Source organism: Nocardiopsis sp. TSRI0078 (assembly GCF_001905145.1).
Classification (GTDB): domain Bacteria; phylum Actinomycetota; class Actinomycetes; order Streptosporangiales; family Streptosporangiaceae; genus Nocardiopsis.
Genome location: NZ_LWLB01000037.1, coordinates 1 through 21,277 on the forward strand (window position 1 = coordinate 1; position 21,277 = coordinate 21,277).

19 protein-coding genes are annotated in these 21,277 nt (G+C 74.0%); 7 read left to right on the plus strand and 12 right to left on the minus strand.

The genetic code is table 11. From position 1 onward, the window contains the following. Window positions 1–1,907: ATP-binding protein (locus A6A08_RS25850; protein WP_394328493.1), on the plus strand; the 1,907-nt coding region annotated here is incomplete at its 5' end. Window positions 1,908–1,955: 48 nt separating this feature from the next. On the opposite strand, the gene A6A08_RS25855 is transcribed toward A6A08_RS25850, so the two are convergent. The 6 genes from A6A08_RS25855 to bla (A6A08_RS25880) all read right to left on the minus strand — a co-directional run bounded on the left by A6A08_RS25855 (window position 1,956) and on the right by bla (A6A08_RS25880) (window position 6,843). Then, a complete protein-coding gene (locus A6A08_RS25855; RefSeq protein ID WP_073705272.1) occupies window positions 1,956–2,459 on the minus strand; it encodes a hypothetical protein in 504 nt (167 codons plus the stop codon). A 111-nt stretch (window positions 2,460–2,570) separates the two neighbouring features. Next, a complete protein-coding gene (locus A6A08_RS25860) occupies window positions 2,571–3,017 on the minus strand; it encodes a MarR family winged helix-turn-helix transcriptional regulator (protein WP_073705273.1) in 447 nt (148 codons plus the stop codon). A gap of 67 nt (window positions 3,018–3,084) precedes the next feature. Then, a complete protein-coding gene (locus tag A6A08_RS25865) occupies window positions 3,085–3,894 on the minus strand; it encodes a peptidoglycan recognition family protein (protein ID WP_073705436.1) in 810 nt (269 codons plus the stop codon). Between the two features lie 337 nt (window positions 3,895–4,231). Next, window positions 4,232–5,263, minus strand: coding sequence for a phosphatidylinositol-specific phospholipase C domain-containing protein (locus A6A08_RS25870; protein ID WP_073705274.1), 1,032 nt, complete (start codon window positions 5,261–5,263; stop codon window positions 4,232–4,234). 142 nt (window positions 5,264–5,405) lie between these two features. Further along, window positions 5,406–5,756, minus strand: coding sequence for a DUF3817 domain-containing protein (locus A6A08_RS25875; RefSeq protein WP_073705275.1), 351 nt, complete (start codon window positions 5,754–5,756; stop codon window positions 5,406–5,408). A 160-nt stretch (window positions 5,757–5,916) separates the two neighbouring features. After that, window positions 5,917–6,843: a class A beta-lactamase gene (gene bla, locus A6A08_RS25880; protein ID WP_073705276.1), complete on the minus strand. Its 927-nt coding sequence runs from the start codon at window positions 6,841–6,843 to the stop codon at window positions 5,917–5,919. 203 nt (window positions 6,844–7,046) lie between these two features. Between bla (A6A08_RS25880) and A6A08_RS25885 the strand changes: the two genes are divergently transcribed. After that, window positions 7,047–7,931 carry a LysR family transcriptional regulator gene (locus tag A6A08_RS25885; RefSeq protein WP_073705277.1) on the plus strand — a complete coding sequence of 295 codons (885 nt, stop codon included), beginning with the start codon at window positions 7,047–7,049 and terminating at the stop codon, window positions 7,929–7,931. Further along, window positions 7,928–8,830 (plus strand): serine hydrolase, encoded by a 903-nt coding sequence (locus A6A08_RS25890; protein ID WP_073705278.1) that lies wholly within the window; start codon window positions 7,928–7,930, stop codon window positions 8,828–8,830. Before A6A08_RS25885 ends, A6A08_RS25890 begins: the two co-directional genes overlap by 4 nt. Window positions 8,831–8,948: 118 nt before the next feature. On the opposite strand, the gene A6A08_RS25895 is transcribed toward A6A08_RS25890, so the two are convergent. After that, a complete protein-coding gene (locus A6A08_RS25895; RefSeq protein WP_073705279.1) occupies window positions 8,949–9,815 on the minus strand; it encodes a TIGR03620 family F420-dependent LLM class oxidoreductase in 867 nt (288 codons plus the stop codon). A gap of 187 nt (window positions 9,816–10,002) precedes the next feature. Further along, window positions 10,003–10,899, minus strand: a complete 897-nt coding sequence (locus tag A6A08_RS25900; protein WP_073705280.1) for a LysR family transcriptional regulator ArgP — start codon at window positions 10,897–10,899, stop codon at window positions 10,003–10,005. A gap of 73 nt (window positions 10,900–10,972) precedes the next feature. Here A6A08_RS25900 and A6A08_RS25905 point away from each other — a divergent pair, with 73 nt between their 5' ends. The 4 genes from A6A08_RS25905 (at window position 10,973) to A6A08_RS25920 (ending at window position 17,047) form a co-directional block, all read left to right on the plus strand. Further along, window positions 10,973–11,590 (plus strand): LysE/ArgO family amino acid transporter, encoded by a 618-nt coding sequence (locus A6A08_RS25905; RefSeq protein WP_242422913.1) that lies wholly within the window; start codon window positions 10,973–10,975, stop codon window positions 11,588–11,590. A gap of 698 nt (window positions 11,591–12,288) precedes the next feature. Continuing rightward, window positions 12,289–13,467 (plus strand): L-rhamnose isomerase, encoded by a 1,179-nt coding sequence (rhaI, locus tag A6A08_RS25910; RefSeq protein ID WP_073705281.1) that lies wholly within the window; start codon window positions 12,289–12,291, stop codon window positions 13,465–13,467. Continuing rightward, complete coding sequence (locus A6A08_RS25915) at window positions 13,455–15,557, plus strand: bifunctional aldolase/short-chain dehydrogenase (protein ID WP_199867051.1); 2,103 nt, start codon at window positions 13,455–13,457, stop codon at window positions 15,555–15,557. The genes rhaI and A6A08_RS25915 overlap by 13 nt, the downstream gene beginning before the upstream one ends. Further along, window positions 15,554–17,047 (plus strand): rhamnulokinase family protein, encoded by a 1,494-nt coding sequence (locus A6A08_RS25920; RefSeq protein ID WP_073705283.1) that lies wholly within the window; start codon window positions 15,554–15,556, stop codon window positions 17,045–17,047. The genes A6A08_RS25915 and A6A08_RS25920 overlap by 4 nt, the downstream gene beginning before the upstream one ends. Before the next feature lie 254 nt (window positions 17,048–17,301). Here A6A08_RS25920 and A6A08_RS25925 read toward each other — a convergent pair whose 3' ends face one another. The 4 genes from A6A08_RS25925 to A6A08_RS25940 all read right to left on the minus strand — a co-directional run bounded on the left by A6A08_RS25925 (window position 17,302) and on the right by A6A08_RS25940 (window position 21,203). After that, a complete protein-coding gene (locus A6A08_RS25925; RefSeq protein WP_073705284.1) occupies window positions 17,302–18,507 on the minus strand; it encodes a zinc-dependent alcohol dehydrogenase in 1,206 nt (401 codons plus the stop codon). Window positions 18,508–18,848: 341 nt separating this feature from the next. Continuing rightward, window positions 18,849–19,796 carry a class A beta-lactamase gene (gene bla, locus A6A08_RS25930; RefSeq protein WP_073705285.1) on the minus strand — a complete coding sequence of 316 codons (948 nt, stop codon included), beginning with the start codon at window positions 19,794–19,796 and terminating at the stop codon, window positions 18,849–18,851. Between the two features lie 371 nt (window positions 19,797–20,167). Then, window positions 20,168–20,458, minus strand: coding sequence for a hypothetical protein (locus A6A08_RS25935; protein ID WP_242422915.1), 291 nt, complete (start codon window positions 20,456–20,458; stop codon window positions 20,168–20,170). A 187-nt stretch (window positions 20,459–20,645) separates the two neighbouring features. Next, entirely contained in the window at window positions 20,646–21,203 is a 558-nt protein-coding gene (locus tag A6A08_RS25940; RefSeq protein ID WP_073705287.1) for a dihydrofolate reductase family protein, read from the minus strand. Between the last annotated feature and the right edge of the window lie 74 nt (window positions 21,204–21,277).

Here is a 21,277-nt window from a genome sequence, read left to right on the forward strand (position 1 = left end):
AGGTCCCCCTGGACGTGACGGACGAGTACGTGTACGCGGTGCCGCCGCTGGACCTGCCCGAACCCGGCGTCGACGACCCCGCGGTCCTCGCCGCCTCCGGCGCGGTACGGCTCTTCACCGAGCGCGCCCGCGCGGCCGCGGCCCCGTTCACCCTCGACGCCGGCACCGCCCCGGACGTGGCCGCGGTCTGCCGGCGCCTGGACGGCATCCCCCTCGCGCTCGAACTCGCCGCCACCCGGCTGCGGCACGTGAGCCTGGCAGACCTCGCCGCACGCCTGGACGACCGCTTCTCGCTGCTCGGAGCCGGCCGCCGCGACGCTCCCGCCCGCCAGCGCACCCTGCGGGCGATGATCGACTGGAGCTGGGAGCCCCTCTCCGCGCCCGAGCGCGCGGTGCTCGGCCGCCTGGCGGTACACGCCGACGGCTGCGACCTGGCCACCGCCGAGGCGGTGTGCTCCGACACCGGTACGGTCCCGGCGGGCGAGGTGCTGGGACTGGTCGGCGCGCTCGTGGACCGGTCCCTGGTCGTGGCCGCCGACCACCCCGCCGGAACCCGGTACCGCCTGCTGGAGTCGGTGGCCGCCTACGCCCTCGAACGGCTGGAGGAGGCCGGGCAGGCTCGCCGGACACGGGCACGGCACGCCGCCCACTTCGCGGACCTGGCCGACCGCGCCGACGCACGGCTGCGCGGCCCCGACCAGGCCCACTGGCTCCGGCGCCTGGACGGTGAGTCGGCGAACCTGCGTGCGGCTCTGGCCTTCGCGGTGGAGGAGGGGGACGCCCGCCTGGCGCTGCGCCTGGCCTGTGCCCCGGCCTGGTACCGCTACCTGCGCGGGCGCTCCGGTGAGGCGCGCACCGCCCTGGACGAGGCCCTGTCCGTTCCCCAAGGCCCCTCCGAAGCCGTGGCCGAGGCGCGCGTGTGGCGGGCCGCCCTGGCCGTACCCGCCTCCGAGGACGACGGGAACCGGCGTGCCACCGTCCACGAGGACCTGGAGCGGGCGGAGGACCCGGCGACGCGCGCGCGGCTGGCCTGGTTCGTGGAGTTCACCCGCTGGGGCCTCGGTGACACGGTCCAGGCGACCGCCCGGGTGGAGCGGGCCCACGGGGACCTGCACCGGGCGGGAGACGCCTGGGGGGCGGCGGTGACCCTGGTCAGCCTGGCCCAGGCGGCGTTCACGCGGGGTGACCTCGCCGGTGCGCGGAGCCGGGCGCGGGAGGGCGAGCGCGTCCTGCGTGCACTCGGTGACCGGTGGGGGATCCTCCAGGCCTCCGACACCCTCGCCCAGATCGCGGAGGCGCTCGGAGACCTGGACGAGACGGCCCGGCTCCACGGGGAGGGGCTGCGCATCGCCGAGGAGTTGCGGCTGTGGCACACGGTCTCGCTCAAGTTGTCCGGGCTGGGACGGGTGGCCCTGCTCGAAGGTGACCTGGACCGCGCCGACGCCCTGCACGAGCGTGCCCTGCGTGTGGCGGAGGAGAACGCGGACGTGGTGGGCGAGCAGTTCGCGGACGCCGGGATCGTCCTGGCCGCCCGCCGCCGGGGCGACCTGGACCGGGCCGAACGGTCGCTGCTGCGCCGCCTGGAGTGGAACCGGGACGCGGACGGACGGATCGGCACCGCGTTCATCCTCACGCAACTGGGCTTCGTCGCGGAGCAGCGGGGCGACGCGGAACAGGCGCTGGAGCTGCACGGGCAGGCCCGTGCGGAGGCCGAGCGCAGCGGGGACCCCCGAGCGGTCGCCCTGGCGCTGGAGGGGCTGGCCGGGGCGACCGCGCTGGCGGGTGGGCACGACCGGGCGGTGGAGCTGTTGGGGCGGGCCGAGGCGCTGCGCGAACGGGCCGGGGCGCCCCTGACGGCCGCCGAGCGCTGGGACGTCGACCGGATCACCGGTCGGTCGGCCGAGTGACCGGGCGGCCGCCCCGGACGCGGATCCGGCGCGGGACGGTCACGCCGGTCACTCCGCCGCGCCGGGGCGGACGATCATGAGCACGACGACGACCGCCCACACCAGGTTGTAGATCCCGGCGAGCATCGACAGCGTGCGCAGTTCCCGGGGGTCGCCCGGCTCGCGGAGCGCGTCGCGCTGGCGCGGGTGGATCTGCGCGGCGAGCAGGATGCCCGCGGCGGCGGTCAGGAGCATCGCGACGGTGACCCAGATCTCGCCCATCCGGCCCTGGAACAGGGCCAGGGCGATCCCGGCCACGGGGACGGTCACCCCGGCGACGGCGTAGCCGCGGGTGATGCGGTGCAGCAGGGCGGCCACGGCGGGGTTGCGCTCACCGGGGGAGCGCGCCCCGGAGCGCGTGTCCGCGGCCGGGTCGGCGGTGTCCCCGGCGACGGAGGCGGGGACACCGCCGGCGACCGGCGCGAACCGCGGGAAGAGGCTGGTCGCGACGGCCGAGCCGCCGACGAACACGATGGCGGCGAGTACGTGGACCGAGAGCAGCAGGTGTTCCATGGGGTCTCCACATCCTTCAGGCTGCCTGAAGCCTACCCCGTGCTTCAGGCAGCCTGAAGCACGGGCCGGTCCACGTCCCCGGAAACGGTCACCAGGGAAGGAGGGTGCCGGTCAGGGGGCGCCCGGAGCGCCGAACGCGGCGCGCACGGCCTCGCCCACCCGCCGCTGCACGGGATCGGCGTCCGTGCCGAACATCCCGGCGTCCACCGCCGACACGGCCTCCCTCGCCGCGTCGAGCAGGCGGGCGCCCTCGGTCGTGATCTCGATCGCCGAGGCGGTCCCGGCCCGGGCCGTGTGGTCGCGCACCAGCCCGGCGGCGGCCAGCGCCCTCACCGAGCCGTGCACGCTCTGGACCGTGATGCCGGACATCCGCGCCAGCTCGCTGAAGGAGGCGCCCGGAACCCCGGCGATGTGGCCGAGCAGCCCGAGCCGGGCCACCGTGAGGTCCAGGGGCGCCAGCGCGGTGTTCAGTTCGGCCTCGACCCTGCGCGCCAGGGTCAGGATGATGATGGACGGGCTGGTCGCGGGCGGACCGGGGCGACGGTTCTCGGTGCTCACCCTCCCAGTCTCTCCCACCGCGCGGGGCGGGCCCGCACACCGGTCCCGCCCTCCCGGCGCGCTCGCGCTAGCGGGTGAGGTCGTCCGGTCCCCGGGCGGGGCCGTGGTAGAAGGCGTGCTCGGGCTCGTCCTCGGGCACGGGCGGGTAGGTGGGGCCCTCGTCGTCGGACTCACGGCGGGCACCGGGTTCCACGGCCGGGGCCCGCATCACCTCGGCGACCGCCTCGCGGAGCTCGGGGAGCATCGCGTACAGCACGTCGCCGGGGCAGGCGGTGGCGTTGAAGTCGCGGTGGCCGAGGATCGCGCGGTGCGGGTCGAGCCCGTAGGCCCCGCACAGCCACGCCAGGGTCGCCACCAGCGAGTCGGCCAGGGCCGTGGTGGGTCCCTCCTTCATGTAGAGGCCCTCGCTCTCGATGCCGATGCAGGTGCTGTTGTTGTTGGCCACGTGGGCGCCCAGGACGTGGCTGCCCTCGCGGACGGCCGCGAGGCTGTGGGCGCGGCCCTCCATGATGTGGCCGCCGCGGCTGATGGTCAGCTGCTGCCCGGTGTCGAGCCACCCGTTGGAGTCCATGTGGAAGTTCTGGATGGCCCGGGACAGGGCCAGGGCGTGGTCGAGCGAGTAGTCGGTGCTGTTGGCCGTCGCGGTGTGGTGGACCACGACGTAGCGGGGCGGGGCGGACAGGATCTGGACCCGGCCCGAGGGCGGGCGGGCCCGCCAGTCGGCCCGGGTGTACAGGGACGGTTCCACCACCTGGGCGGAGGCGCTCGCGGCGCCGGCCGGGGCGAAGGCCCCGCCGAGGACGGCGGCGCCCGAGGCCGCGGCCGCACCGCGCAGGACGGTGCGTCTGTTCGGTCCTGGCCGGTGGGTGCTGTTCATGGCGGTCATGGCTGGGTCCTTCGCGGCTCGTGTGGCGGCTTTCCGGTTCGTCGGGGAACGCGGGACGTCCACGGCGCGCGACAGGGTGACGCGGTGGGCCCCGGTCGTCGGACGGCCGGGACCGGCCCCTGGCCCGGTGGACGCGAACGGGTGAATGCGTACAAGCACTGCGGAGAAACGATAGGGCGGACATGTGCGGTTTCCCCTGTTCCGTCCCCGCCTCTTGGCGGGGTCTTTCCACGGTCCTCGACACGTCTTTTCCGGTTCCCCGCCTGAACGCGGAGAAGGGACCGCGGTCGTGCGCCGCGATCCCCTCCCGTGACGGGCCCGGGTGGTCTCACCCCAGGCCGGAGCCGTGCGGGACGACCATGGAGAGCACATGGGGCAGGCTTGCCCAGTCGCTGGTGACGGCGGTCGCGCCCGCCCCGGCGAGTTCGCGGACGCGGGCGGCGGCCTCGTCCTCGGAGGGGGTGCGCGGGTCGATCGCCGGGGACACCGCGTGGGCGTCCGTCATCACCAGCAGGTAGTCGTTGCGCCCGTACCAGGAGGTGTCGATGCCTCCGGTGTAGGAGGGGGCGCTCCCGTCGAAGACCACGAACCACGGGCGCAGGTCCTCGGCGTAGCGCTCGCGCGGGTCCCCGCCCGCCGCGCCCAGCACGGCCGGGAACGTGGCCGCCCGGTCCAGGGCGCCCTCGGCGGCCAGGTCGCGCAGGCGCGCCGCCTGTTCCTCGTCCGTCCACAGGTCGTCGAAGGGGTTGCCCTTCTCGAAGGTGCCGGGTGTCAGATAGACGATCACCCTCCCGGCCAGGGCGTCGCGGGAGGGCCAGCCGTCGGCGCGCACGGCCTCGTCCAGGGTGGAGTGGGCGCCCAGCAGGTCGCCGGGGCGGAACAGGGCGTCGCCGAGGACCCGGTCGGCGAGGGCGTCGAACTCGGCGGGGCCCAGCCCCGAGGCGGCGTGGTAGCCCTTCTTCATCTCGATCTTGAGCAGCAGCGGCCGGTGGCCGGGGTTGGCCTCGTGCCAGGTGCGCACGTCGCGCAGGCAGTCGGCGAGGTCGCCGTCGCCGCCGTCGCGCAGCCGGTCGGGTGAGGCGGCCCCGGCGCAGTTGTTGTCCTGGCCGACGAGCTCGTGGTTGACGCGCCAGGTGCCGAACCACTCGTCGGTCCACACGTCCAGCTCCAGGAGTCCGGCGCCGGAGTCCAGGGCGTCGGCGAAGTAGGGGAACGTGCCCGTCTGGTAGGCGTTGTGCACGCCCACGGAGGTGGTCCGGGAGAGGGCGCCCTCGGCGGCCGAGGCACTGGAGGGGACGGCGGCCGTCAGGGTGAGGGCGAACGCGGCGCAGGTGAGCGCGGCCGTGCGAGCGGGGGGCATGGGGGTCCTTCCGCAGCGGGGGTTACTGACTGGTTGTCAACCAAGCACAGGTCACCGTGTGTGCGCAAAGGGTGATATGCCGGAAAATGGCGCGGGGCCCAACGGGAGATGAAGTCCCGTCGGACCCCGCGAAGGACTCCGGTCAGGCCACGGGTTCGGTGGCCCGGCCCTGCTCCTTCGCACGGGGCGTCAGCCGCCCGGTGCGGTGCAGCCACCAGTCCGCGACCAGGGTGCCCACGGGGGGCACGGACGCGGCCAGGGCCACCAGGGTCGGCCACAGGCTCCAGCGCAGGTGGAGCGCGGCGGCGACGGTGACGACCACGTAGGCCACGAAGGCCCCGCCGTGCAGGGGGCCGAAGAGGTGCACGCCCGCCTCACTGCCGCTGCCCAGGTACTTGACGTACATGCCGCCCAGGAGGCCGATCCAGGTCAGGGCCTCGATGACCGCCACCACGCGGAAGACGGTCGCTGTGACACGGGGACTGATGCTCACGCTGTTCCTCGGACTCGTTGCGGCCGGACGCCGACGGCTGCCGGACACCTTCCCGGTCCGGACCGCTCCCAGGTTAGGACACCCTTCGGGGTGCCCCGCTCCGGGGGCGGGCGGTGCGCACGCTCGGCCTCGTCCGCCGCGCGTGCGCACCGCGCGGCCGCTAGGCCAGGGCCTCCACGACGACCCCGGCCGCCTCGGCGATCAGCGCGTTGTCGTACTCGGCGTCCTCCTCGTCGCGGCTGGACATGACCGCGAGGACGATGGGGTCGCCCTCCGGGGGCCACAGGACGGCGATGTCGTTGCGCGTCCCGTAGCCTCCGCTCCCCGTCTTGTCGCCGACCTCCCAGCCCTCGGGGACCCCGGCGCGGATCAGTTCGTCCCCGGTCACGTTGTTGATGAGCATGTCGGTGAGCACGTCGCGCCGGTCCTCGGGCAGCGCGTCCCCGAGCGTGAACTTCCGAAGGCTCTCGGCCATGGCGCGCGGCGTGCTCGTGTCCCGGATGTCCCCGGGCGCCGCTTCGCTCAGCCCCGGCTCCACGCGGTCGACCTCGATCACGTCGTCGCCGACGGCCTCCATCGCCTCCTCGAACCCGTCCGGGCCGCCCAGCTCCTCGAACAGGAGGTTGGCCGCGGTGTTGTCGCTGTAGCGGACGGCCGCGTCGGTCACCTCCATCAGGGTCATCCCGGTGTCCACGTGCTGTTCGGTGATCGGCGCGTAGTTGACCAGGTCATCCTCGGTGTAGGTGATGACCTCCTCCATCTCCTCCGGGGTGTTGCGCTGGAGCACCGCGCCCGCGGAGAGCGCCTTGTGGGTGGAGCAGTAGGCGAACCGCTCGTCGGGGCGGTGCGCGACCTCCTCCTCCGTGCCGGTGTCCACCGCGTAGACGCCCAGCCGCGCGTCGAACTCCTCCTCCAGCCGCTCGAACTCCCGGGCGAGCTCGGCGGAGGCGTCGGAGGGCCGGGCCGCCGCCGACCGCTCCGCCTCCGGGGCCGGGTCGGAGCCGGACGGCCCGCAGGCGGTGACGGGGACGAGGGCGAACGCGGCCAGGGCCGCGAGTCCGGTGCGCCGTGTGGGTGAAAGCAACATCTCCCTGCACTTCCTGTCCTGGGTGGGCGCGCGGAGCGCTTTTATGTACCGAATAGTTCAAAAAGGGAACCGCTCGGAAGCGCCGACACCGCGCGCACCGCCACCCCGGTCGGGTGGCCTCGTCCCACAGTCTGGCCACGGCCAATGATGCTGTCCAAGACGGAAACGTCCATTTCCATGCCAGAAACGCATAGTGTGGTGTCATGGATCTCGTCGGCGCCTGCAAGGCGTTCGTGAACGTGGGCGAGAGGGGCAGCTTCACCCTCGGGGCCGCCGCCGCGCGCATACCCCAGCCGGTCGCCAGCAGACGTATCGCCGCCCTGGAGAAGCACCTGGGCGCGCGCCTGTTCGACCGCTCCACCCGCCGGGCGGCCCTCACCCGGTTCGGCCGCGACATGCTGCCCTCGGCCAGGCGCCTGGTCCAGCTGGCCGAGGAGATGGAGCACGACGCCGAGAGGGCCATGCTCCGGCCGCTGCGCCTGGCCGTGCCCGAGACCTGTGCCACACGCGACCTCGCCCTCCTGGGAGCCGAGGCCCGCGAGGAGGGCGTCCACCTGGACTTCCGGGCCGCCGCGCCCGCCGCGCGGGCCGAACTCCTGGGCTTTCGGGAGGTCCGCGCGGCCCTGGTGGGCGTACCGCCGGACGAGGCCGCCTGGTCGGTCCCGCTGGGCCTGGCGGGTGCAGGGGAGCCCCGCGCCGAGGTCGTCTACCTCGAAACCCTGCGCCTGTCCCGCGACAGGCTGTCCTCGCGAGGACGCCGCGTCTGGCTCCAGCCCGAGGACGACGTCCCCCACGTGCGCGACCCCCTGACCCGCCTGCGGGACTCCCTGGGGCTGCGGCCCGGGCAGGTGGCCGTCGCCGCCTCCCTGGCCTCCGCCGCGGCGGAGGTCCTCGGCTCGGACGACCTCCTGCTGTGCTCCCCCCGGCAGGCCGAGGAGCTGGGACTGTACTGGCGTCCCACGGGCGAGGTCCGCCTCGCGCGCGGCTACGACGCGGCCGCCGAGACCGGGGACGAGGCCGAGCGCCTGCGCACGCTCCTGGGGCGGGCGATCGCCCGGTGCCTGGGCGCGGGGGAGGAGCCGGTATGAGCGCCACGGCCCTGATCCGCGAGCTGCGCGGAGAACTCGACGAGGCGGGCCTGCGGGGCTCCTTCCTCGTGCGGGACCTGAGCACGGGTGAGGAGCTGGGCATCGAGCCGGACCTGGAGTTCTCGACGGCCTCCCTCGTCAAGGTCCCGCTCGCGGTCGCCACGCTCGAACGCGTCCGCTCGGGGGAGATCGACGGCGCCGAACAGCTCCTCGTGCAGCCGGGGAGGAGCGCCGTCCCGGGACACACCGGGCTGACCAAGTTCCGCCACCCGGTCCGGGTCAGCGTCGAGGACCTGGTCTACCTCAGCACGTGCCTGAGCGACAACACGGCCACGGACGTCCTGTTCGACCTCACGCCGCCCGCGCGGGTCGCCGAGTCGCTGCGCGCGGCCGGCCTGCGCGGCATCACCGTGCGGCAGACGATCCGCGACATCGGCGACACGCCGGCCAACCGGCTCGACCCCGACGAGGTCCACCTCGCCCACCTGCTGGCCATCGGCGAGGGCACCGCCGGGCGGGGGCACCGGATCGCGCAGCTCGACGTCACCCGTGCCAGCTCCGGGTCGGCCCGGGCGTTCGCCGACCTGCTGGAGGCGCTGTGGCGGCCCTCGGCCATCGACCCGGACGTGGCCGCGCGGGTGCGCGAGCTGATGGGTGACAACGTCCTGCGCCACCGGCTGGCACCCGACTTCGCCTCCGACGCCTCCCGGTGGTTCTCCAAGACCGGGAGCCTGCTCAACCTGCGCCACGAGGTCGGGGTGGTCGAGCACGCCGACGGCCAGGCCTTCGCCGTCGCGGTGCTGACCGAGTCGCGCGTGCCCGCCTTCCAGCAGCCGGGGGCCGAGGCGCTCATGGCGAGGGTGGCGCGGTCCCTGCGCGACCACCTGCGCGCGGGATAGCCCCGGGACGGGCGGTCCGCCTCCGCGTGCTTCGCGCGCGGTGGCTCCCGCGGACCGCGGCGCCGGGGCCCGGGGCGCGGCCCCGGCCGATCCGGCACCGCGACGGCGCCCGGCGGTCTCAGCCCCGCGCGGGGAGGCCGAGGGCGGGAGCCAGCCGGGCCAGCACCGACAGGAGGTCGCCGTCGGCGGCCAGCGGCTGGACCGCGACGTGGTCCGCGCCCGCCTCCAGGTGCGCGCGCAGCTCCGCCGCCGCCGTCTCCGGTTCGCCCTGCGCGACCATGGCGTCCACCAGTGCGTCACTGCCGCCGCCGGCGAAGTCGGCGTCGGAGAAGCCGAGGCGCCGGAAGTTGGCGAGGTAGTTGGTCAGGCGGTTGTCGACGTAGACGCTCAACCCCTCCCTGGCGGTCCGCCGGGTCGACTCGCGGTCGCCGCCGAGGGCCGCCTTGTGCTCGGGGGCCAGGAGCGGGCCCTCACCGAGCGCCTTCCTCGCGGTGCGCGTGAACTCCGGGTTGACCAGGTACGGATGGGTCCCGGCGGCGCGCTCCGCGGACAGCCCGAGCATCCGCGGGCCCAGCGCGGCGACCACGCGCCGGTCCGCGGGGACCCCGCCCCCGTCCAGGGTGTCCAGGTAGTCCACCACCGCATGGAAGGGTCTGGCCGCCTCGGGGCCGTTCGCCTCGCGGTGCCCCGCGCCGATGCCGAGCAGGAACCGCCCGGGGTGCTCGGACTCGATCCGCCGGAAGGAGGCGGCCACGGCCTCGGCGTCCGCGGACCAGATGTTGACGATGCCGGTCGCGACCGCGACCCGCGACGTCGCGTCCAGGGCGGCGGACACCTCCGGCAGGTCGGCGCCGGGAGAGCCGCCGACCCAGATGGCGCCGTAGCCCAGGCGCTCGATCCCGGCGGCCACGTCGGCGGTCAGATCGGTCCTCTTGACCCAGACTCCGAAGGTCCCCAGGTCGACGGCGGTGGCGTTCGGGCTCATGTCGGGCCTTCCTCGACGGTGGTGTCGGCCGGACCGCCGTCCCCGGCGGTCCGCCGAGCGGACACGGGGAGTGTCCTACCCCCGCGCGGGGGCACCACCCGCGTTCGGCCGGCGGGACGGACGTTGCCCGGCCGCCGCCGGGCGAGCGGGCGGTGAGCCGTGAACCCCCTCGCCCACGGGAGTGAGGTCAAAAGGGGCGCAGGTGGGCCGCCGCACCCGCGCGCACGGCCTCGGAGACCGCGTCCAGGACCGGCGAGCGCAGGTTCCACCGCTGCCAGTACAGGCGCACGTCCACCGGCCGGTCCGGTGCCAGTGCCACCAGGCGTCCGGCCGCGATGTCGGCCGAGCACTGCCGTTCGGGCACCACACCCCAGCCGAGGCCGAGCACGACCGTCCGGGCGAAGTCCTCCGACGCCGGGATGTAGTGCCGGGGCCCGCGGGACCCGCTTCCGGCGGACTCGCGCAGGAACCGGTCCTGCAGGTCGTCCCTGCGGTCGAAGTTGACCACCGGGGCGTCCGGGAGCAGCTCCGGGTCCGCCCGGCCGCCCAGGTACTCCTCGTCGAAACCGGGGCTGCACACGGCGTGGTAGCGCATCGCGCCGAGCCCGGCCACGGTGCATCCCTGGACCGCCTCGGGGGTGGAGGTCACGGCGGCCATCACCGTCCCCGAGCGCAGCAGGGAGGTGGTGTGCTCCTCGTCCTCGCGGTGGACCTCGAACACCGCGCCCAGGTCGGCGGGCAGGTCGGCCAGTGCCTCCAGGAACCAGGTGGACAGGCTGTCGGCGTTGACGGCCAGCGGCACCGACACCCGGCCGCGCTCCTGGCCGCCCGACCGGAGCTCGGCGGTGGCGTCCGCGTCCAGCAGCAGCACTTGGCGGGCGTAGCGCAGCACGACGTCCCCGGCAGCGGTGGTCCGGACGGGGTTCGTGCGCTGCACCAGGACCTTGCCCGCGGTCTGCTCCATCGCCCTGACCCGCTGGGAGACCGCCGACGCCGTCACGTGCAGCCGCCGCGCGGCGGACTCGAAGGTGCCCTCCTCCGCCAGGGCGGTCAGGGTGCGCAGGTGGTCGAACTGGAACGACATATGAAGCCTTTCTCATGGATCCTAAGAAAGTTTAGCTTTACTGCACGGGGTGTGCGCTCCTAACGTTCGGACGGTGAACGCGACACTTCTTCCCGCCCTGCTCGGTCTCGGGACCGGGCTGGCGCTCATCGTGGCCATCGGCGCACAGAACGCCTACGTCCTGCGGATCGGCATCGAGGGCCGCACGAGCACCGTCCTGCCGGTGGTGCTGGTCTGCGCCCTGTCCGACGCCGTGCTCATCACGTGCGGCGTCCTCGGCGTCGGGGTGGTCGTCGAGGCCGCTCCCCTCGCGGTCCACGCGGTCCGCCTCCTCGGCGCGGGGTTCCTCATCGTCTACGGCCTGTCCGCGGCGCGCCGGGTCCTGCGGCCGGGCGTGCTCGTGGTCGGCGGCGCCCTGCGCGACGGCCGCCGGACCGCGGTGGTGACGGCGCTGGTGCTCACCTGGCTCAACCCGCACGTGTACCTGGACACGGTGGTCTTCCTCGGCTCCCTCGCCAACCAGCAGGAGGGAGGCGCCCGCTGGTGGTGGGCGGCGGGCGCCGTCACGGGCAGCCTCGTGTGGTTCCTCGGCCTCGGCTTCGGCGCGCGGATGCTGCGCCCCCTCTTCGCCCGGCCGGGTGCCTGGCGCGTCCTGGACGCTCTCATCGCCGCCGTCATGCTCACCCTGGGCGTGCGCATGGCGCTGGGCTGAGGCGGGGGAGGGGCTGGCCGGAGGCGGTCACGGGCCCCCGCGACCGCGCGGACTCGGGTACCGTCGCGCGCGTCCCCGCCCCTTCCCCGCAGCGAAGGTTCCCATGCCGGTCGTGTCACCCGTCCTCCGCGTACTTCCTCCGGCGGCGCTCTCCCTCGTCCTCACCGGCTGCGCGAGGGGGTGTCGGGCGGCTGCGCGGTGCCTGGGGCAGGTGGGCCGGGGGACGGCGGGCCTTCCCCGAGGGGCTTCCGGAGGACCTGCCGCCCGCTGTCGGCGGGTACCTGCTGAAAGGGGAGAAGCTCCGTCCTCCTCCGGGACGGGGACTACCGGCGGCGCTGGGACAGGTCGCCGCGGAGCAGCCTCACCCCGCGGTCGGACTCCGTCGGCGGGGGAGGGTACTCCGCGGGCGGTGGAGGCGGAGGCGGCGGGCGCGCCTGAGCGGCGGTCCGCGGCCGCCCCCGTGCCGGTCCCCGCACAGCCCGCGGGAACCGGCACGGCGCCGGTGTTCGGGACCGTGCGCGCCCTGGTCATAAAACGTTTCAAGATCAGAGGCTCCCGCTGGGCAGGGGGCCTCGTGCGTAGGTCTTGACATGTGAGAAGAGCTGGGGGTAGTTTCAGCGAAACCTGAGTGAAACGATTCAATTACCTCACTCGCCGGCCCCACCGGCGGTCGTGCCCTCCCCGAACGGAGCCCCACCGTGGCAGCACTCCCCGAACGCCGCGCGGACGCCCTGGACGTCCTGCGGCGCCAGCACATCGAACTCCCCTCCTGGGCCTTCGGGAACTCCGGGACCCGGTTCAAGGTGTTCGCGCAGCCCGGCGTCCCCCGCGACCCCTGGGAGAAGGTCGCCGACTCCGCCCAGGTGCACCGGCTCACCGGCGTCGCGCCCACGGTCGCCCTGCACATCCCCTGGGACAAGGTGGACGACTACGCCGCGCTCGCCGCCCACGCCCGCGACCTGGGCATCGGCATCGGCACCATCAACGCCAACGTCTTCCAGGACGACGACTACAAGCTCGGCAGCGTCACCAACCCCGACCCGGCGGTGCGCCGCAAGGCGGTCGACCACCTGCTGGAGTGCGTGGACGTCATGGACGCCACCGGCTCGCGCGACCTCAAGCTGTGGTTCGCCGACGGCACCAACTACCCCGGCCAGGACGACCTGCGCGCCCGCCAGGACCGCCTCGCCGAGGCCCTGACCGAGGTCTACGGCCGGCTCGGCCCCGACCAGCGCCTCCTGCTGGAGTACAAGCTCTTCGAGCCCGCCTTCTACGCCACCGACGTCCCCGACTGGGGCACCGCCTACGCCCACTGCCTGGAGCTGGGCGAGAAGGCCGTGGTCTGCGTCGACACCGGCCACCACGCCGCGCACACCAACATCGAGTTCATCGTCGCCTTCCTGCTGCGGGCCGGGAAGCTCGGCGCCTTCGACTTCAACTCGCGCTTCTACGCCGACGACGACCTCATGGTCGGCGCCGCGGACCCCTTCCAGCTCTTCCGCATCATGTACGAGGTCGTGCGCGGCGGCGGCCTGGACGCCGACACCGGGGTCGCCTTCATGCTCGACCAGTGCCACAACATCGAGCCCAAGATCGCCGGGCAGATCCGCTCGGTCATGAACGTGCAGGAGGCCACCGCCAAGGCCCTGCTCGTGGACTCCGACGCGCTCGCCGCCGCCCAGCGCGAGGGCGACGTCCTGGCCGCCAACGCCGCCCTGATGGACGCCTACAACACCGACGTGCGCCCCATGCTCGCCGACCTGCGCCAGGAGCAGGGCCTGGACCCCGACCCCATGGCCGCGCACGCCCGTTCCGGCTACGTGGAGCGCGCCGTCGAGGAGCGCAAGGGCGGCGCCCAGGCCGGGTGGGGCGCGTGAGCCGGCCGCCGACCACGCCAGAGCCCAGCACCAGTACCGAACAGGGAGACACCGTGTCCGACTCCGTCGTCGAACAGCTCCTCGCCCGCAGCAACACCCTCGGCTCGGACCCGCGCAACACCAACTTCGCGGGCGGGAACACCTCCGCCGCGGGCACGCGCACCGACCCCGTCACCGGACAGCCCGTCGACCTTCTGTGGGTCAAGGGCTCCGGCGGCGACCTGGGCACCCTCACCGAGGACGGCCTGGCGGTGCTGCGCCTGGACCGGCTGCGCGCCCTCGTGGACGTCTACCCCGGCGAGGAGCGCGAGGACGAGATGGTCGCGGCCTTCGACCACTGCCTGTTCGGCAAGGGCGGCGCCGCACCCTCCATCGACACCGCCATGCACGGCCTGCTGCGCGCCGCGCACGTGGACCACCTGCACCCCGACTCCGGCATCGCCCTGGCCACCGCCGCCGACGGCGAGCGCCTGACCCGTGAGTGCTTCGGCGACCGCGTGGTGTGGGTGCCCTGGCGCCGTCCCGGCTTCCAGCTCGGCCTGGACATCGCCCGGATCGCCGAGGAGAACCCGAACGCCATCGGCGCCGTCCTGGGCGGCCACGGCATCACCGCATGGGCCGAGACCAGCGAGCAGTGCCAGGCCAACTCCCTGGAGATCATCCACACCGCCGAGCGCTTCCTCGAGGAGCACGGCCGGCCCGACCCCTTCGGCCCCGCCCTGGACGGCTACGGCGCCCTGCCCGAGGCCGAGCGCCGCGAGCGCGCCGCCGCGCTGGCCCCCGTCATCCGCGGCCTGGCCTCCACCGACCACCCCCAGATCGGCCACTTCACCGACAGCGACGTGGTCCTGGACTTCCTGGCCTCGGCCGAGCACCCGCGCCTGGCCGCGCTGGGCACCTCCTGCCCCGACCACTTCCTGCGCACCAAGGTCCGCCCCATGGTGCTCGACCTGCCCGCCGACGCACCGCTGGAGCAGGCCGTCTCCCGGCTGCGCGAGCTGCACGAGGAGTACCGGGCCGACTACCGCGCCTACTACGAGCGCCACGCCGACCCCGACAGTCCCGCCATGCGCGGTGCCGACCCGGCGATCGTGCTGGTCCCGGGCGTGGGCATGTTCTCCTTCGGCAAGGACGCCAAGACCGCGCGCGTGGCGGGCGAGTTCTACGTCAACGCCATCAACGTCATGCGCGGTGCCGAGGCGGTCTCCACCTACCGGCCCATCGAGGAGTCGGAGAAGTTCCGCATCGAGTACTGGGCGCTGGAGGAGGCCAAGCTGGCCCGCCTTCCCAAGCCCAAGCCGCTCGCCACCCGGGTCGCCCTGGTCACCGGCGCGGCCAGCGGCATCGGCAAGGCGATCGCCGCCCGGCTGGCGGCCGAGGGCGCGTGCGTGGTCGTGGCCGACCTGGACGCCGACAAGGCCTCCGAGGCCGCCGCCGAGCTCGGCGGCGCGGACACGGCCGTGGGCGTGGCCTGCGACGTCAGCGACGCCGACGCGGTGGCCCGCGCCCTCAAGGAGGCCGCGCTGGCCTTCGGCGGGGTGGACCTGGTGGTCAACAACGCGGGGCTGTCCATCTCCAAGCCGCTGCTGGAGACCACCGAGCGCGACTGGGACCTGCAGCACGACGTCATGGCCAAGGGGTCCTTCCTGGTCTCCCGCGAGGCCGCCCGCGTGATGACGGCCCAGGGCATGGGTGGCGACATCGTCTACATCGCCTCCAAGAACGCCGTGTTCGCCGGGCCCAACAACGTCGCCTACTCCGCCGTCAAGGCCGACCAGGCCCACCAGGTGCGGCTGCTCGCCGCCGAACTGGGCGGCGAGGGCATCCGGGTCAACGGCGTCAACCCCGACGGGGTCGTGCGCGGCTCGGGCATCTTCGCCGGGGGATGGGGAGCCCAGCGGGCCAAGGTCTACGGGGTCAAGGAGGAGGACCTGGGCGCGTTCTACGCCAAGCGCACCATCCTGGGCCGCGAGGTGCTGCCCGAGCACGTCGCCAACGCGGTGTTCGCGCTGACGGCCGGGGAGCTGTCGCACACCACCGGCCTGCACATCCCCGTGGACAGCGGCGTCGCCGCCGCGTTCCTGCGATGAGCGCCGGGGGCACGGCGGTCCACGCGGCCGTCGACCTGGGCGCCTCCAGCGGGCGGGTCATCGCGGGGAGGATCGAGGACGGCCGACTGCACACCGAGGAGGTCGCCCGCTTCCCCAACGGGCCGGTGACCGTGCCCTCGGGGAGCCGCTCCACCCTGCACTGGGACGTGCTGTCCCTGTACGCGGGCGTGGTCCTGGGACTGCGGCGGGCCGCCGGGCCCCACGGGCTGGCCTCGGCCGGGGTGGACTCCTGGGCGGTGGACTACGGCCTGCTCGACGCCGACGGCGCCCTGCTCGGCAATCCCGTCCACTACCGCGACGCCCGCACCGACGGGGCGCCCGAGCGGGTGTTCGCGCACCTGCCCGCCGACGAGCTGTACGCGGTCAACGGGCTGCAGGTGCAGCCGTTCAACACGGTGTTCCAGCTCGCCGCCGCCTCCGGGGACGCCCAGCTCGCGGCCGCCCGCGACCTGCTGCTGATACCCGACCTGCTCGGGTACTGGCTGACGGGGGAGCGGGTCGCCGAGCTGACCAACGCCTCCACCACCGGCCTGGTGGACGTGCACACGCGGCGCTGGGCGGACCGGTGCCTGGACCTGCTCCGGGAGGGCTTCGGCGTCCCGGCGCGGGAGCTGCTGCCCGCGCTGGTCGAGCCCGGCACCGTCGTCGGGACCATCCGGGACACGGCCGGAGGAGCCGGACCCGACGGCACGCCGCTGGTGGCGGTGGGCTCGCACGACACCGCATCGGCTGTGGTGGCCGTCCCCGCGGCCACACCGAACTTCGCCTACGTCTCCTCGGGGACGTGGTCGCTGGTCGGGGTGGAGCTGGAGGCCCCCGTGCGCACGGAGGCCGGGCGGGCCGCCAACTTCACCAACGAGCTGGGTGTGGACGGCACGGTCCGGTACCTGCGCAACGTCATGGGTCTGTGGCTGCTCCAGGAGTCGCTGCGCGTCTGGCGCGAACGGGGGCGCGAGGTGGACCTGGCCGACCTGCTGCGGGAGGCCGCCCGCGTGCCCGCGCTGTCGTGCGTGGTGGACGTGGACGATCCCCGGTTCCTGCCGCCGGGCGACATGCCCGCGCGGATCGCCGCGTTCGCCGCGGAGACCGGGCAGCGCCCGCCGGAGACCGAGGCCGAGGTGGCGCGGTGCGTGGTGGACTCGCTGGCCCTGGCCTACCGCAGGGCGGTGCACCAGGCCGCCGAGCTGAGCGGGACGGACGTGGAGGTGGTCCACGTGGTCGGCGGGGGGTCGCGCAACGAGCTGTTGTGCCGGCTCACCGCGGACGCCGTGGGGCTGCCGGTCGTCGCCGGGCCCACCGAGGGCGCCGCCATCGGCAACCTGCTGGTGCAGGCCCGCGCGGTCGGGACGGTGGAGGGCGGTCTGGCGGACCTGCGCCGGATCGTCGCCGACTCCACGGAGGTCGGCCGCTACGAGCCGACCGGGCCGCAGGCCCCGTGGGAGGCCGCCGAGCGGCGGCTCCGGGGCTGAGGCCCGGGGCCGCCGGTGGGTTCAGCCCCGGCGGCCCCTCACCGCTTCCGAGGCACCCATGGGACGGAGCGTCGCTGCGGGCTCCACCGGTGCGTGGCGGGGGGCGTACGGGGGCTCTACCCCGGCCCCCGCCGGTCGGATCACCGTTTCCGGCCCTACCGCCCCTGGAAGGCGGGGCACCGCCGGCCGTTTCCCGCTCTCGGCGCGCACGCCGGCCACGCGGCTCTGTCTCCCCGCCTCAGGGAGCGGACGGATCAGGCCGTGGTCACGGCCACCTTGGTCCAGCCGGGCTCGCGGTGGTCGAAGGCGCGGTAGGAGTTCACCACCTCGTCGAAGGGCACCTCCTGGGTGAGGACCGAGGTGATGTCGACGCTGCCGCCGGCCACCAGTTCCAGCAGCTCGGGGATGTAGGTGCGGTGGTTGCAGTTGCCCATCTTCAGGGTGAGGTTCTTGTTCATCGCCGCCCCGATGGGGAAGTGCGTCATCGTCGGCGGATAGACGCCGATGACGGACAGGGTCCCCGCCTTGGCGACCGCGTCCACCGCCCACCGCGCGGCCTGGGACGGCGCGTCGCCGGGAACCCAGGTGTCACCCTGGGGCCGGGCCTTGGGCACGAGCTCGGAGACCTCCGCCGCGAACTGCTCCTTGAGGTCCTCCTGGACCGCCGGCCCCTGCTTGGGCTGTTCCGCGTCGACCCCCACGGCGTCGATCACGCGGTCCGGGCCGATGCCTCCCGTGAGCTCCACGAGGGTGGCCACCGGGTCCTCCTTGGTGTAGTCGATCACCTCGGCGTGCAGCAGGCGGGCCTGCTCCAACCGGCTCCCGACTCCGTCGACCGCCAGTACGCGTCCCGCGCCCTGGAGGTAGGCGCTCAGCACGGCGAACAGCCCCACGGGGCCGCAGCCCATCACCGCGACGGTGTCACCCGGAGTGATCTCGGCGAGCTTGGCGCCGAACCACGCCGTGGGGAAGATGTCGGAGACCAGGACGGCCTCCTCGTCGCTCACCCGCTCGGGGACGCTGACGAGTCCCACGTTGGCGTAGGGAACGCGGACCCGTTCGGCCTGGAGGCCGGGGAAGGAACCGGTGGACTCCGGCCCTCCGAAGAACGCCGTGCCCGCGCGGCTGCCCCCGGGGTTGGCGTTGTCGCACTGGGCGAAGTAGCCGCTCCGGCAGTAGCTGCACGTTCCGCACCCGATGGTGGAGGGGATGACCACCCGGTCGCCCGGCTGGAAGTTGCGCACCTGGGAGCCCACCTCGGTCACCACGCCGACACCCTCGTGACCGAGGACGGTGCCCGGCACCATACCCGGCATGGTGCCTCGGATCATGTGCAGGTCGGTGCCGCAGATCGCACTCGTGGTGATCTGCACGATGGCGTCCTGGGAGTGCTCGATCCTCGGTTCTGCCACGTCCTCCAGGCGGATGTCGCCAATGCCATGCCACACGACGGCCTTCATGGTCTTCCTCCCAACCAGCGGCGGGGGCGCGTTCGCGCCGCCCTGAGCGGTGGACAGTCGTTGGGTGCGGCGGCTACCCGGGACCCGACCCCGTAAACCGGCCGCCGCCCGGGCGGCGGCCGGTTTACGGGGTCGGGGGAGTGTTTTTTCGAAGGCTTTCGGGTCGGTGAGCGGCCGTCGCCCCTCCTGTGCGCCGCCTCGCAGGCTCGGCAGGATCGCACAGCGGGGGCCCGGCCCCCTCTCGCGAGGCGAGGTGCGAAGTTCAGCCTGGTTGTGCTTCACGAGTGCGGCGGGAGGCAGCCTGGTGGACGCGAGCCCGAAAATGATGCAAAAAACACGACCTAGTCGAGGGCTCCGACCGCCAACTCCGTGGCCCGCGCGATGAGTGCGTCGTCGTACTGCGCGCCCGCCTCGTCGCGGCTGGACATGACCGCCAGGACGACGGGATCGCCCTCCGGCGGCCACAGCACACCGATGTCGTGCCGGGTGCCGTAGCCGCACGCACCGGTCTTGTCCCCGACCGTCCAGCCCTCGGGGGCCCCGGCGCGGATCAGGTCGTCGCCGGTGGTGTTGGCGCGCATCATGTCGACGAGGACGCCGCGCCTGTCCTCGGGCAGGACGTCGTCCAAGGCGAACGCGCGCAGGCTGGCCGTCATCGCGCGCGGGGTGCTGGTGTCGCGGACGTCGCCCGGCACGGCCTGCGCCATCTCCGGCGCGACCCGGTCCACACGGGTGACGTCGTCGCCGATCCCCCGTAGGGCCTCCTCCAGCCCCTCCGGGCCGCCGAGCTCCTCGATGAGCAGGTTGGAGGCGGTGTTGTCGCTGTGGCGCAGCGCGGCGTCGCCGATCTCGCGCAGCGTCATGCCGTCGGCCACGTGCTCCCGGGTGACGGGGGAGTGGAAGACCAGGTCCTCCTCGGAGAAGGTGACGACCCGGTCGAGTTCGTCGACCGGTGTCCGGTCGAGCACGGCACCGAAGGCCAGGGCCTTGAAGGTGGAGCAGTAGGCGAACCGCTCGTCGGCCTGGAACTCGACCACCTGGTCCGTGCCGGTGTCGAGAGCGTGGACGCCGAGCCGGACGTCGAACTCCTCTTCGAGGCGCTCGAACTCGGGGTCCATCCGGATGGGGGCGGGAGGTTCCGCGGGCCGGGAGGTCCCGGCGGCCTCGGCCGACGGCGGCGAAGCGGCGGGACCGGCGGGATCCGCGGAGGGCGAGCAGCCGGTGAGCGGGACCAGGACGATCGGGGCCAGCGCCGCCAACGCGGCGTGGCGAGTCGTGGACCACGGCACCGCGAAGCACCTTCTCTCCGTACGCGGGTGGTGACTCCCGGAATTCTCGCGGCTGGTGGGCGCGCTGTCGACGATGGCGGCGGCATGGCGCGCAGGTCCGCACCGGGCGGCGTCGTCCGCGCTCGGGCCGGACCCGCCTTCCCCGGATGTCCGAGGTCCGCCAGGACCGGCGGCTCCTCGATGCCCCCTTTCCCCTGGGGGATGGACCGCCCCGGCGGCGGTCCCGTCGTCCGCGACGTCCTGGGTCGCTCCCCCGCCCGTGAGAAGCGGGTCCGAGACCACCGTTCGGCGGCTGCGCGCCGAACCCGTGGGGCTCTGGACAACAGCGCGGCCGGTGCTCAGGAGGAGCACCGGCCGCGTTCGCCCTTCGGTCAGACGGAGGAGGCCCTCACGGCGGCGCGGCGCGGCCGACCCGTCCGTGCGGGGCCCCGGCTCCAGGCGCGGTGCCTGCCGGGCGCCGCGACCGCGAGTCCGTACCCTGCCGGCTCCGCGCTCCGGCCGCTTCCCGCGCCCTCCCGCCGGTCGTCGGCGGGGGCACCCGCGCGCCGGCGGCCGAACAGGGCCGCGACGGTCCTCTGCACCGCCCCCCTGCGCACTCCCAGGCCGCTCCTGCTCCCCAGGGGAACAAGGGTGTCCACGCACACCGCTACCGCAATCGTCATCGCCACGAGAATCGCCAATGTCACGTTCCCTCGCTTCCCTCTTTCCGGACGGCCGTGCCCACGCGTTCCCGCGGGCTCTCCGGCCGCTCGCCGCGCTCTTCGCGTCCGACACGCCGTGTGCATGCAGGCTGCCCGTACCCCGGCCGGTGGAAACCCCCGGGCGCGCGGCACGGCCCCTCGCGGCACGTCAGGCGCGGCGGTGGCGCAGCAGTACGGACCGGGAGTCGAAGACCCGAGATTCGACGAGTTCCAGCCCGAGCCGCTCCTTCGGCTCCTGGAAGACCGGCCTGCCGCCGCCCAGGACGACCGGGTGGACCACGATCCGGTACTCGTCGATCAGTCCGTGTTCTGTGAGGGTCGCGGCCAACCCGGAGCCGCCGAAGAGCACCAGGTTCGTCCCCGACTCCTTCAGCGCGGCGATCCGCCCGGGGACGTCCCGCCCGATCACCCGGGTGTTCCAGTCCGCGCTCTCCAGGGTGCGGGAGACCACGACCTTGGGCTTGTCCCGCCAGACCGGCGCGAAGGCCAGGTCGTGCTCGTGGGTGGACAGCTCCTCGGCGCGCGGCCAGTATCCGGACATCATGTCCCACACGACGCGGCCGTAGAGGAAGGCGTCGGCGGTGTCGTTCAGGCTCTGCGAGTAGGCCGACAGCTCGGGCCCCATCTCCGGCCAGTCGAACTCCCCGCCGGGGCCCTCGATGAAGCCGTCCAGCGACTGGTGGACGAAGTGGACAAGCTGACCCATGACACGACTCCTCACCGGGATCTCCCCGCATTCCGGGGAAGGACGGGACCGACTCTAGGACCGGCCCACGTCAT

Excerpts from the sequence above, each read along its gene's own strand:
- A6A08_RS25855 (WP_073705272.1), bottom strand. The coding sequence starts at position 2,459 with ATGGAACACCTGCTGCTCTCGGTCCACGTACTCGCCGCCATCGTGTTC.
- A6A08_RS25865 (WP_073705436.1), bottom strand. The coding sequence starts at position 3,894 with ATGAACAGCACCCACCGGCCAGGACCGAACAGACGCACCGTCCTGCGC.
- A6A08_RS25870 (WP_073705274.1), bottom strand. The coding sequence starts at position 5,263 with ATGCCCCCCGCTCGCACGGCCGCGCTCACCTGCGCCGCGTTCGCCCTC.
- bla (WP_073705276.1), bottom strand. The coding sequence starts at position 6,843 with ATGTTGCTTTCACCCACACGGCGCACCGGACTCGCGGCCCTGGCCGCG.
- A6A08_RS25885 (WP_073705277.1), top strand. The coding sequence starts at position 7,047 with ATGGATCTCGTCGGCGCCTGCAAGGCGTTCGTGAACGTGGGCGAGAGG.
- A6A08_RS25890 (WP_073705278.1), top strand. The coding sequence starts at position 7,928 with ATGAGCGCCACGGCCCTGATCCGCGAGCTGCGCGGAGAACTCGACGAG.
- A6A08_RS25895 (WP_073705279.1), bottom strand. The coding sequence starts at position 9,815 with ATGAGCCCGAACGCCACCGCCGTCGACCTGGGGACCTTCGGAGTCTGG.
- A6A08_RS25900 (WP_073705280.1), bottom strand. The coding sequence starts at position 10,899 with ATGTCGTTCCAGTTCGACCACCTGCGCACCCTGACCGCCCTGGCGGAG.
- A6A08_RS25920 (WP_073705283.1), top strand. The coding sequence starts at position 15,554 with ATGAGCGCCGGGGGCACGGCGGTCCACGCGGCCGTCGACCTGGGCGCC.
- A6A08_RS25925 (WP_073705284.1), bottom strand. The coding sequence starts at position 18,507 with ATGAAGGCCGTCGTGTGGCATGGCATTGGCGACATCCGCCTGGAGGAC.
- A6A08_RS25935 (WP_242422915.1), bottom strand. The coding sequence starts at position 20,458 with ATGACGATTGCGGTAGCGGTGTGCGTGGACACCCTTGTTCCCCTGGGG.
- A6A08_RS25940 (WP_073705287.1), bottom strand. The coding sequence starts at position 21,203 with ATGGGTCAGCTTGTCCACTTCGTCCACCAGTCGCTGGACGGCTTCATC.